Source organism: Candidatus Uabimicrobium amorphum (assembly GCF_009002475.1).
Taxonomy (GTDB): Bacteria; Planctomycetota; Uabimicrobiia; order Uabimicrobiales; family Uabimicrobiaceae; genus Uabimicrobium; species Uabimicrobium amorphum.
This window is the reverse complement of the sequence record NZ_AP019860.1, coordinates 5,317,435-5,330,736: the sequence shown is the minus strand read 5'-3', so window position 1 is coordinate 5,330,736 and position 13,302 is coordinate 5,317,435. Positions and strand designations below refer to the sequence as shown.

8 protein-coding genes are annotated in these 13,302 nt (G+C 39.9%); all 8 read left to right on the top strand.

Annotation, left to right across the window (positions count from 1 at the left end):
- Positions 1 to 23: 23 nt before the first annotated feature.
- The 8 genes from UABAM_RS19310 to UABAM_RS19275 all read left to right on the top strand — a co-directional run bounded on the left by UABAM_RS19310 (position 24) and on the right by UABAM_RS19275 (position 13,301).
- Entirely contained in the window at positions 24 to 1,616 is a 1,593-nt protein-coding gene (locus tag UABAM_RS19310) for a phospholipase D-like domain-containing protein (RefSeq protein ID WP_151969641.1), read from the top strand.
- Between the two features lie 179 nt (positions 1,617 to 1,795).
- A complete protein-coding gene (locus UABAM_RS19305) occupies positions 1,796 to 3,877 on the top strand; it encodes a serine/threonine protein kinase (RefSeq protein WP_151969640.1) in 2,082 nt (693 codons plus the stop codon).
- Between the two features lies 1 nt (position 3,878).
- Positions 3,879 to 4,835, top strand: coding sequence for a fatty acid desaturase family protein (locus UABAM_RS19300; RefSeq protein ID WP_151969639.1), 957 nt, complete (start codon positions 3,879 to 3,881; stop codon positions 4,833 to 4,835).
- Complete coding sequence (locus UABAM_RS19295) at positions 4,825 to 8,925, top strand: aminotransferase class III-fold pyridoxal phosphate-dependent enzyme (protein WP_173013431.1); 4,101 nt, start codon at positions 4,825 to 4,827, stop codon at positions 8,923 to 8,925. The genes UABAM_RS19300 and UABAM_RS19295 overlap by 11 nt, the downstream gene beginning before the upstream one ends.
- A 235-nt stretch (positions 8,926 to 9,160) precedes the next feature.
- Entirely contained in the window at positions 9,161 to 9,781 is a 621-nt protein-coding gene (locus UABAM_RS19290) for an alpha-ketoglutarate-dependent dioxygenase AlkB (protein WP_151969637.1), read from the top strand.
- Positions 9,771 to 11,228, top strand: a complete 1,458-nt coding sequence (locus tag UABAM_RS19285; protein WP_151969636.1) for an ArnT family glycosyltransferase — start codon at positions 9,771 to 9,773, stop codon at positions 11,226 to 11,228. The genes UABAM_RS19290 and UABAM_RS19285 overlap by 11 nt, the downstream gene beginning before the upstream one ends.
- Before the next feature lie 251 nt (positions 11,229 to 11,479).
- The gene (rpsB, locus tag UABAM_RS19280) at positions 11,480 to 12,379 is read left to right on the top strand and encodes a 30S ribosomal protein S2 (RefSeq protein WP_151969635.1); all 900 of its coding nucleotides are present in this window, start codon (positions 11,480 to 11,482) and stop codon (positions 12,377 to 12,379) included.
- A 322-nt stretch (positions 12,380 to 12,701) separates the two neighbouring features.
- Complete coding sequence (locus UABAM_RS19275; RefSeq protein WP_151969634.1) at positions 12,702 to 13,301, top strand: translation elongation factor Ts; 600 nt, start codon at positions 12,702 to 12,704, stop codon at positions 13,299 to 13,301.
- Position 13,302 lies beyond the last annotated feature (1 nt).

The window sequence follows — 13,302 nt, the reverse complement described above, 5'->3', positions numbered from 1 at the left end:
AAAATTTAACAAAGGATAATGTGATGAATTTCAAACACATTTCATACTGCATTTTGTTTTTTTGTAGTGCTTTTATTGCAGCAGATGTCGACATCTATTTTGCTCCTAATGGAGGCTTTGCCGAAAAAAATAACACGCGCAAAATTACAATGGTAGACGGCAAAGAAGTCAATGCCAACTTGAACAATGCTCTACTTGACATGATCCAACGCGCTCCCAAAAACGGGCAAATCAAAATCGCCATGTACGCTTTTAGCCATAAGGAAACACAAGAAGCGCTCATCGCAGCAGCACGCGATCGTGGTATTAAAGTAAAATTAATTTTAGATGCCTGCGCTTCTTGGACAGTCGAAATTCGCGATGCATTTAAAAAAATGATTTCTGCGGAAATGGAAGCAGCCAAAAAAGAAAAACGCAGTTTCGACTTTCAGTTAAAAGAAATCTATCCCGATGTCATCAAAAGACGCGAAAGAACACGTGTGTTAGAAGATGGAACCGTCATTTATGGTACCATGCATGAAAAATTTGGTATATTTTATAACCCGGCAAGTAAATTACCTCTCCACGCATTTTGCGGTAGTGCAAACGTCTCATGGGGTGCGGGACACATGTTCGCGGAAAATCGCGTCATTTTTCGCAACGAACCTTACATCGGTCTGCAACTAGCAGAAGAGTTTTCGCGCTTATGGAACGAGTATGGAACGGACGTCACCAAAAACTGCGAAAGCGAACGCCACCTACCTATTGATTCGCAGTGGAGTGCCGTACAAATTGTTTCCAACTCAAAGCCTATCGACATCGAACACTATCAAAGAATAGATGACACTCTCAATAATATACTACGCCAAGTCGAGTCCGATGGTGGAACCATTGATGTTGCAATGTTTAGTTTTACCCATTACAATCTAGCAAATACTCTTTTGTACATCGCACAGAGAAATCCTAAAATTAAAGTACGTATCCTTCTAGACCAAACGCAAATAGAAGATGATGAAAACCATCGTGGCGTGATGGGTCCTTTTATGGAAAAACGTGCCTACATGCGTAAACTCAAGAATTTTGAAATTCGCTACAAATGGCGCTCCAATGCATTTGGTTGGGACAAGGACAGTAAAACAGCCATGCTGATGCACCAACGCAACTTGCTACTACATCACAAGTGTGTTGTTGTCAATGGAAAATTAATGGGTTTGGGAAGCTATAACTGGTCAGAATCCGCAGAAGTCCGCAATTTCGAAAACATTATGGTTTTTGATGGGTCTACCCCCGAAGCACAACAGGTTATCGACCGTTTTATGGCAGAATTCAATTTTATGTGGGACCGTGTACGTCCAAAAGAACCCGGAAAACAAACCTTGAAAAATCCTCAAGTGATCGAAGGATACCGTGGGCGTTACTTAAAAGAAAAAATTATCAAAGCGTACAACAATCCGGTGTGCCGTAAAGTCATGAATGTAATGCATGATAGTCGTTATGGCTGTGACCTGGAAAGACTGACAACAAAAACCAATATTAGCGAAGAAAAGATTCTTCCCATACTAAAATGGTTAGAAGACGTAACTTTGATATATGGCGCAGAAAAAGACGGAAAAATGACATATCATCTTTCTGACTAGTACTTTGGAACATTAATTTGTGAAAGTTGCTTAAGTATAGATATTCCCTGTACTTGGTACCCCTACAGCCGGCGATTAGCCGGCAGGAGGGCACCAAGTACCATTGAAAATACTATACTTTAGAAAAGTCTCAAAACTTAGTTTTTTAGTTCAAAAAAACAAACGTTAAGATAAAAAATATGAACAATAAAGAAGATATACTCATCGGAAAAACGGCCGTGGCTTTTGGGTATATAAACCCTGTGCAACTTGCCACATGTATTCAACAACTCCAAAAAATACGACAGCAAAATACCAACTGCTCGCTAAGCCAAATTTTTCTTCGCGAAGGACTACTCAGCCAGGCACAACTACAGGCTATTGAAAAGCAAAGTTTTGGTCGCTATCGTATTGAAAAAGAAATCGGACGTGGAGGGATGGGACGCGTTTATCGGGCCTATGACCCACAGCTTGACAGAGTTGTGGCTTTAAAAACGCTTCTCTCACAAGAACAAGGCAACGCCGTAGATCGATTTTTGCGCGAAGCAAAAACAACTGCCAAACTAGAACACCCCAACATCATCAAAGTTTTTGACATCGGGACAGAAAGTGGCATGAACTTCTTTGCCATGGAATTCATCAACGGTGTTACTTTAAAAAAAGCGATCCAAAATAAAATGTCGACGCGCTCATTGATTGAGCTTATGATCAAAATATGCCGCGCAGTAGATTATGCACATCAAAACGGTGTGGTGCATCGCGACATAAAATCAGTAAACATAATGCTTGACGCCAATAATATTCCCTATGTTATGGACTTTGGTTTGGCGAAAGTAACTCAGGTGAGTAAAGAACTGTCTCGTAGTGGCACCATCGTCGGCACGTTAGAGTATATGGCTCCGGAGCAAGCTTCAGGAAATACACGCGAAGTAGACGCGAAAAGTGATATCTATTCACTGGGAGTAGTCCTTTATGAAATATGCACAGGACAAACACCCTTTCGCGGCAAATCATTCGCTAATTTAATCCGCCAAATCAACGAAGATGAACCACGCTCCGTGACAGAAATAAAACCACGTCTGTCGAAACACCTCGATGCTATTTGTAAGAAAGCAATGGCCAAAGACAAAAAACGTCGTTACAAGTCGGCACAACTCTTGGCCCAAGATTTGGAAAAATTCTTGAGTGGTGAAAAGATAAAAATAAAAAAAATGTCACCTTTTCATACTCTGGCGCTACAAATCAAAAAACGTAAGTTTACCTTCGCGCTTACCTCCGCCATGCTCATAGTGTTTTCATTTACAATATATCTACAAAATGACCAACTTCAAAAATGGAAGAATACCGCGATACGCTATAAAAACCAAGCTCATCAGTATGAAGAGAAATACAAAAACTTTACTCGTTCACGTATGAATAAAAAGCAGATAGTCAAAACCTTACGGGCTTACCCACAACTTCCAAAATTTGAACAAGATTTACGCACATCGGAAATTTTGCGTATGGCCTCACCGCAAGACCTTACGGCAATTATGCAAGAATTCCCAAAGTTTAAAATGTTATTGATTAACCTGCTTGGACAAATGTCGCCTGACAATGACAATCCTTTGCTTATTGATGAATTGCAAAAGGTCGACGCCGTTACCAACCCCAAACTTGCAGAAACCATTATTTTAGCATTATCGCGTTGGTTACACCCTAAGGCATACCCACTTATCAACAACCTGCGTAATCGTTTCCCAACTATGCATCCCCTACGTTGGCGAACAAAAAACGCTTTTAACTATCTAGCAAAAAATACCGGCAAACCACAAGATAGGGATGCCATCACAAATATGCGACTTACCAATATCACCGATAGTGCTCTTCTCGCAACGGCTATGCCTAAAAACAAGGTACGTATTGAACTGAGTGTTACTTTCCGGGGTGATGGAACTATTCTCGACACCGTTGGTGTGGCCTCTGCGGCAGAAGGCGCTTGGAACTTACGTGTTTCCGAAGAAAAGATTATTTTATCTGTTTATTTTGCACAAAGTGGCCCACGTGATGTACGCGGTTGGACCAATATTGGCCTGTATGCTAGGAAAAACAGAGAACACCATGTAGTTATCGACGTAAAAAACAGCGTCTACCAATTAACTGTTGACGGTGAAAAAAGTAAGGAGTACCAACGTGGTCCTCTAGCACAACTACCTGTTTATCTCGGAGATTATCCTCGTGATAACAGCAACACGTATGGAGCGATCATTGGTAACGTACAAGTTTTATACATAGGACAATAGCATGGATACACCGCAAGTTTTAACAAAAGAACAGGTGGCAGATTTTCTCCAAGAAATCCAACAGAAATCATTTCCACAATTAAAAACATCACTTTTATGTGTGGCGATCACTGTTGTCTACATAGCTAGTTTTTTTATGCCACTATTTATAGGTGTCATTACCTTATCTTTTACCATGACAATGTTTATTGTTGTTACTCACGAATGCGCGCATCTTTCTCTATTCCGTAAACGCATCGTCAACGTCGTAATCGGGCATATTGCGGGTATCTTTTGTTTTATGCCTTTTCCGACCTATCAACGCGGTCATCGTGCGCACCACAATTGGGTAGGGTCAAACCTTGATAAAGATCCGACACCTAGTCCCAAAGAACAAGTTCCCCCTAGTTTGTATTTAGATGTTTTGTTCAAATTACGCATTCCCGTACTTTATTGGTATGGCGTTTTTTTTCCATATTTATTTTACGATATAAACCCCACCGCCAATAAACGCAACGTCAAACACATCTTACAATTCACGACGAGTTTAGTATTTACAATCGTGTTGCATTGTCTGGCAGCACGCTATGTCGGAACAAGTCATTACCTAATAGTTATTGGCTGTGGATTTTTCGGGAGTGGAATTATTTACGAACATCTATTCACGATGACACAACACCTTGGTTTACAATCGTTACCAGAAGACAAAGAGCGCTATTCTTACCGTGAACAAGTAAACTTTTCACGTTCCGTACGTCTTCCCGCGTCTACGTTATTTTTTCATTTTAATCTTCACAAAGAACATCACCTCGCTCCAGGACTCAATTATCAATATCTCCCCGCCCTACACAAAAAAATACTCTCTTCGCGTCCTGATATTTTTCAATTTACCAGTAGTGAAATACACCCTTTTGCTACACGCAAAAAACCTGTTCACGAAGTTTTGTCAGCCCACAAAGGAGATGACGTTGAAGTTTGATGTCGTATTATCTTCACCAAAATCGCTACCTCAAGACAGTAAGTATAATTCCATCATAGATATGATTTTTTCTACGCCAAACAGTGAAAATACGTCTATCATTGTCGGAGCAAATGCCGTTCATGACAATCCCATTCACCTTCACGATATACAAAATGCCGTGTACCGCACATACAACTGGTGCCGTGCAAAACAAATTCATCCCGGAGATACCGTCGCCATTCTTCACTTTCCTCATACATCGGAAATTCCACTGGCGATGTGTTTATTGGCCTTCCTAGCATGCAGAGTACGTGTATATCTTCCACAACATAATCACCATGTAGACTTTGCCCTTACCGCGACAAAAGCTATCATTGGCGTTTTGCATGAATATACACCGCAACAGCGACAACAACTGAAAGACCGTTACGATGTAGATTTATATTGTGCTCATCGCGATTTAGATATATTTTCGCCAACAAATCGCATCACTATTCCGCCCAACGATAATGATGACGAAGCTATTGTGTTCTCTACTTCAGGAACGACCAAACGTCCTAAACTAGTCTGTTACACACACCGTGCATTAATCAACAGCTGTAAAGCCTGGGAAGCTGCGGGGCTCTTCGCAGAACAGACCACCGGAGGAAATTCATTTTGCCCTACATTGAGTCACACCATGGGCGTTCGCAATTTACTCGGAGCGCTGTGGACCCGAAAACATACGCTATTCATTTACCGCGAATGGTTACAAAACCCAGATAAAATCGAAAAATGGTTGCTTGAGTTCCCCCCACAACACATTACTTGCGGCAGTGCACTATTCTTAATGTTACATAAACTAAAAGAGCAAAGTTCTGCTCTGCGTAGTACACTCAACATTCATTTGCGTTGTATTGTCGCCAGTGGCTGTGATATTGCCACAAACCTAGAAAAGTTATTCCCCAATGCACGCGTCGCCAATGCTTTTGGGACAACAGAAACCCAACAAGTGATGAACACCCTTTTACAAAATGATGCCGACAACAAATCATTGGGAGAAATTCTTCCCGGAGTACAAATCGCCATTCGTCATACAAAGAACAACAACGGCCAACTTTTTGTGAATAGTCCATTTGCCGCCAAAAAATACCTAGGTAGTAAACTTTTTTCGCCATGGATTGCCACAGGGGACATTGTTGAACACAATGAAAAGAAGGTATATTTTGTTTCACGTGAAAACGACACGGTCGTCAACAGTGGCCTGGGAGTGAAATTACCTTTGGCAACTATTGAAAGTGAATATAGTAATATTCTGGCACAATATCCTAAAATATTTTATACCCATCCCAAAAATATTGGTATTCTGGCTCTTGTTTTCACCACGGCAAAAAATATCGAAAAACTCAAGCGTCAAGCCCAAAGTGAACTACTGGCCTGCTACCAGAAAAATGAATTTTTACGGGCAAATACACCTTTGCGTGCCATAGGCATTATCGATGACGATGTACCTCTTAGTGGCGTAGGTAAAATAGATCGTTCACAAATACAAAATCGTTTTGTTGATTTTTGTGACCTTGTTGCCGATGAGGAGCGACATTCTCCTTGTAAAATATATTTACAAGACGAACAACATGCATATAACACCCACATTCCTTACCTGGGTAATCTATTGCACACGCTGCGTTTAAATCGCGTTTATCAAAGTGCACAAGGCAATTATTTGTACACCCACAACGAAAAAATTCTCGACTTTGTCGGTGGGTTTTCGTGCAACCTTTTGGGCTATCATCACGAAATCATAAGTAAGCTCTTACAAAATTCACCACCATTTTTTTTTGATCAAGGAAACATACGCCACCACGCCACGTTACTCTCTCAAGAACTCACAAAAATTATGGCGCACATTACCGGAAAAACTTACGTCGCGTGCTGGGCATCCACAGGTTCTGAAGCTGTCGAAATCGCCCTCAAACATGCCTGGTTTGAGCAGCAAAACACTTGGCAACATATTCAAAAAAAAATCCAACAACTCTTTGTTCCACAACACATAAAACGCAAATGCCTACAAAGCTATGAACAAATAAAACAACCTCCGGTGCTCATTGCCCTCAAAGGATCTTTTCACGGAAGAACACTTGGGGCCATGCAAGTTTTACACGAAGAGAAACAAGGCGTATTTTCCAACCTCTTTGCCACAAAAACGATATTTATCGATGAGACAACTGACCTACCGCAAATAAAAAAACAACACGAAATGGAACTCCTTTATCCCAAATTTTCCCAAAACGGCTGGACATGTGCGCCATTTATCACAAGCCGCATTTTTGCCATCGTTGTAGAGCCCATCCAAGGCGAAGGAGGGATTCGCGAAATCTCCACGCAATTACTCAACGATTTGCAACAGTTCACCGCACCACTCATCATCGATGAAATTCAAAGTGGACTAGGACGTAGTGGAAGTTTTCTCGCATCTAGTCCCGTTGTTGCCGATTACTACATACTCGGAAAGGCTTTAGGGGCCTCTGCCGCCAAAATTTCCGTAACTCTCATCGAGAAGTCACACTACCAAGAGAAATTTGACCTACAGCGCACATCCACATTTTATGAAGATGCTTTTTCGTGTTCCATCGCTTTGAAAGTACTACAAATTATACAACAAGACAACATAGCCCAGCGCTGTCTTACCATTGGAAAAATTCTGCGCGAAAAACTACAAGTACTACACAATCGTTACCCAAACGTTCTTTGTGAAATTCGCGGCCGTGGTTGCATTATGGGAATCAAACTTCAATATAGTGGAAATCACTATTTATTTAAACAACTTATCGCGCAACAAATAGGCTACTTTGCCTCTTCTTATCTGTTACATCATCACTCGATACGGGTATTACCCACCTCTTCTGCCCCTGATGTACTGCGCATACAGCCCAGTGCTTACACAAGTGAAGATGAACTCGATCAACTGATAAACGCTTTAGAGAACTTGTGTGAAATTTTACAACAAAGCGCCGTAACAAAACTCGTCGGTCACCTCGCGGACCTTCCACAATATTCACTTGAAGTAAATTCACCTTCCATACAACACGAAGTAGCCGCAGAAAATAGCCAACGTATTGCCTTTATCCACCACCCTTTAAGTATAGTGCGCGAACTGTTAGCTCAATTCCCACAATGTTCCAAACTTAAAGCACAAGAAAAACGCCAGCTGAGCACAAAACTATGTGAATTGTTCCAGTTACGGCCACTAGAGACCTTTCGCAAAAATATTCACAATAGTAAACTATGGCTAACAGGCATTGCTTTACCAGCACCACCAGCGTTTTTCAAGCACTCCCTACTCAACAATGAAATACAACTCATTGAAGAGCGCCTACAACAAGCAATAGATTTAGCAGTAAAAAACGAGTGCCGCACTCTTATTCTCGGAGCATATACCAGTATTATTGCCCAAAGAAGTGACAAAATTCACGTTCCGCAACACGTACAAATTTCTTCGGGGAATACCTACACGCTGTCTTTGGCATGGAATGACTTAAATATTGCCCTTGATAAAAGCAAAAAAGTTTTACAAGAAAGTACAATAGGTATTGTCGGTGCTTTGGGTAATATTGGTCGTGGCTATTGTAAACTTTTATATAAAAATAATTGTGCAGACTTACTTCTGATAGGAAGTCCCTATTCCGCAACACGTTTAGAAAAGTTTCGCGACGAACTCGGCAGTGGCCAGATCACGACCGACTTATACGCTCTGCGCGATTGTGATATCATCATTGTTGTGAGCAACCACAATGCTCCTATTGTATTTCCACAACATATCGCCACAGATAAACAAGTTTTACTACAAGATTTATCACAACCAGCCAACAGCGACCGCAGTATTCGTAAGTGCGTTAATGTAAATTTTCTTTCCCCCGGCCTAGTTCGTTTACCACACGATAAAAATTTTCGCTTGAGTTTGTCTTTACCTCGCGGTGTTTGCTTCGCATGTTGTGCAGAAGGAATATTACTTGCTCTCTCTGGTCATAAACTAAAACCTTCCTGGGAAATTGATCCTCAGGATGCTGTAAAGCTATTAGAAGAAGGTAAAAAACAACAACTGACGACAACAGTGCCTTCTTTTTTCTAGCGGAAAGGATTCGTATGTTGGTTTTTGAACTAAATGAAAACGGAACTACAGTAAAAAGTGAAGTTTTTGCCGGCCTCACCACATTCCTGACCAAGGAATTGTTTGGAGTTTTGTATGCTACACCTTACTTAAAGTAGTTTCGGGAAAGTATCGCGAACTGCATCCCATGATGTATATCATTACTCTTCTGTCTGCGGTCATTATTTTCATGGAATATTCACATTAAGGTATCCCGATGTTTGAAAAAAAAATATTTACCCACACTCTACTGGACAAAGATTATTTGTTGTGGGAAGCGATGTTACCTAAAGATTTACAATTTGATACGGACAAATTTCAAAAATTATGGCAGATGCATCCGCAAAACTACCACGAAATAAAAATGCATGGTCGCGTCGTAAAAACACCGCGTTGGCAACAAGCATATGGAAAAAATTACAAATACACCGGTAGCGTCAACAACGCGCTTCCCATCCCTCCACTGCTACAAGACATTATGTCGTGGTGTCAAAAGACCATAGATCACCGCCTAAACAGTATGTTGCTCAACTGGTATGACGCAAAACTTGGGCATTACATTGGAAAGCATCGCGATAGTACTCATGACATGATTCCCAATACTCCGATTGTCACCGTTTCCTTTGGAGAGGAACGCGTTTTTCGTTTACGTCCTTGGAAGCAAAAAGGTTATCGTGATTTTTTAGCAAAAAATAACGGTATTTTCATCATACCATACAATACCAACGAAAACTGGACGCACGAAATTCCCAAAAGTAGCAAATATAGTCAAAAGCGAATTTCGGTAACTCTCCGGGCATTTCACACCACAGCGAAAGGTGTCACCGATGACGGCTAAACAAAAACTATTTTCTTTTTTGTTCGTATACAGCGTACTACAAATTATTTTACGTGTCGCCATTTCCGATTCACTGTTACCTGACGAGGCAGAACAAATCATCAACGCACATAGTGGATTTGAATGGGGCTATGGATCAGAGCCACCGCTTTACACATGGGTGCAATTGATATTTCTGTATCTCATTCCACATAAGATACTCGCACTATCTTTGTGCAAACATTTATTTTTAATTACCGCCTATATATTTATGTTTCTTGCCGCCAAAAAAGTGGTAGAGGACGACCTTCTCGCAATAGCAATCACTTGTTCATTGTTCTTCATGCCAGTAATCGTTTATGAAGCGCAACGCGACTTAAGTCATTCGGTGCTACTTTTTACAATATCCTCCCTCACTCTATATCTGTTCTTAGAATTGATTGCCCATCCACAAACAAAAATATACCTATTTATCGGTATTTGCGTTGGTTTAGGATTTTTGTCCAAATATAGCTACATACTTTTTATCTCCGTACTCATTATTTCGTGGCTATACGACCGCGATTTCCGTCGCGTTTTTCTCGACAAAAGAACAATACTTGCGATACTTATTAGTTTGGTCATTGCTTGTGGACATATAGTATGGGCTTACCAATTTTTAGGAGACTCCAATTTTACACGTAAAATACAAACGGTGAAAGAGTTCTCTTTTCTCGTCTCTTTTGGCAGAACAATAGTCACTTTCCTGTCTTTCACTGCCATCTTTATCGCTGTATTTTTGCTATTTTTTTTCAAAGAACTACGCCATAGTCGCGAAATAAAGTGGAATAAATTTTTGAGTTTCCATCTCGTATCTTTTGCCGTTTTGCTATTGATTGTATTTGTTTTTGAACTCAAAAAAATCAAGACACGCTGGTATCTGCCATTTTACTTCTGTTTACCACTCTATACCTTCATCCTAATACAAAAAGATCTTCTGCGCAAAAAGTTAAAATGTTACATCGCCGCAGCGATTTTGGCGGCCATTTCTATTCTATTTGTGTTTATTTTACGCACCGCCATTCCAGATATTACCGGAAGGTATAGGCGTTTAAATCTACCCATGCGTAACATGGCAGAGTTTTTTCTACAAAAAAAATATGATAACTTTTTAATTATTGTTGAAAATCGCTCTATGGCGGGTACATTACAAATGTATATGCCCAACAGTAGGGTTATTACACCAGAAATTCAGTGGAAAAACCTACCAAAGCACGGCGGAGTTTTAGCTATTTGGGAAAAGGACGAAAAAATCGATATTGAAGGATTTTTAAAAAAATTACCACCACATATTTCTCAAAAAGTAAATGCTAGTTTAAAAACAAAAGTACAACAATTTTCCGCGAATTATAAGTATAGTGAAAAAAAAGCACATTATGAATACAGTGTTGCTTTTCTTGGCAAACAAAAGCAACAAAATGAAAAATAACTACTTCGACAATAATGATTTATAAATTCATTCTTGACAATCTTCATAGGAAAGTTAAACTAAACAATCTTATAGAGTTTAGAATGGGAATTTATGCCCTGTAGGGATGTACAGAAAAGTAATTTATAAAATTAAATCGTAAAGTTGTAAATTGCTTTCCTGGACATCCCTTGAGGTTTTCTTGTAATTTTGTTTTTTACACAATTCTCATTGTAATATGTAGATCCTTATAGAAAGGTAGGTTTTTAGTATTGGCACTTATCTCAGTTAAGAGCTTACTTGAAGCAGGAGTACATTTTGGGCACCGTGCAAGTCGCTGGAACCCCAAAATGGCACCTTACATCTTTGGAAAACGCAATTTAATCCATATCATCAATCTAAGAGAGACTGTAAGAGGCCTGGTTCGCTCGTATCATTTTTTAAATAAATTAACTGCAGAGGGACATCAGATTCTCTTCGTGGGAACGAAGAAACAAGCGAAATCAGTAATCAAAGAAGAAGCAAGCAAGTGTGGCATGCACTATGTTTCTGAAAGATGGTTAGGCGGAACTTTGACAAACTTCACAACCATCCGCAAAAGACTTGCGCGTTTAGAAGAATTAGAACGCATGGAAGAAGACGGTTCGATGGGTAAATTGAGTAAAAAACTCGCCTCTTCACTACGTCGTGAAAAGAAAAAAATCCACCGTAACCTCGAAGGTATTCGCAAAATGAATCGCCATCCTGGCGCAATAGTAGTAGTTGATCCTCAAAGAGAGAGAATAGCGGTATTAGAAGCAGCAAAGCTAAACATACCTGTTATTGCTCTAATGGACACCGATAGTGATCCAAGTATTATAGATATACCTATCCCTGGTAATGATGACGCAATGAGATCTATTGAAGTCGTTTTGACAAAGCTTACAGAAGCCATCCAATCCGGTAGAGCTAAATGGGAAGAAAACAAAAAAATACAAAGTAAGCAGTCAAGAGAAGCAAAAGGCGACGACAAAAAAGATGACAGAGCCAAAAGAAGAAAACGTGGTGGAAGAAGACGTCGTAAGCCAGAAGGTTCAGAGGATTCTCAAGCAAAAACAACTGCTCCTAAAGAACAACCAAAAGCAGAAAAAACAAACGCTGCCCCTCAAGAAGATAAAAAATCTAAAGAATAATCAACACATGAAAACTGTATAGTGATATACAGTTTTCCGTTCTCCCAAAAGTCCCTCCTCGGTAAAAATTTCAATTATTTTTTTCTATTTATATTTGCAATTAATGTTGCGCTTTACCATTTTTTTATTAAAATTAGGGACAAATCGCTGCGCAATAATTGTGGGTTTGCGAATTAGGGACATCCCCTAAATTTAACTTCAAAAAGCGTTTTACATATTTGCTTTAAAAACGTATCCATCTTGCTAAATACCATGTAAGTATTTAGTCATGTGTTTTTTTTGGAAACGTATCATTTTCATCAAAAATTTTAAGGAAAGTTTTATGAGTGTAACAGCTTCGCAAGTTGCTCAACTAAGAAAAATGACAGACTGTGGAATGAGAGACTGCAAAAAAGCATTAGATGAATGCGGTGGTGACATCGACAAAGCAGTTGAGTGGCTAAGAAAAAAAGGTTTATCTTCTGCAGCTTCCAAAAGTAATCGTAGCACCAACGCTGGTCGAGTGTTCTCTTACATCCATTCAACTGGAACAGTAGGGGTTTTGCTTGAGTTGGCTTGTGAAACCGACTTTGTAGCAAATACAGAGCAATTCCAAGAGCTAGGTAAAAACCTATGCATGCACGTTTGCGCAACATCTCCTGCAGCTTTAAAACGCGAAGATATTCCTGCTGAGTTGGTTGAAAAAGAAAAAGAAATTATGCGCGAGCAAATGAAAGATAGCCTTGAAGGCAAATCTGAAGAGATGCAAGAAAAAATCATCACTGGTAAGATGAACAGATTCTACAAAGAAAATGCTCTAATGGAACAAATGTATGTAAAAGACGATAAAAAGAGCATCGAAGATGTTATCAAAGAAGGTATCGCTACCTTAAAAGAAAACATTACTTTAAATCGCTTCCAACGTTTTCAAATAGGAGCATAAC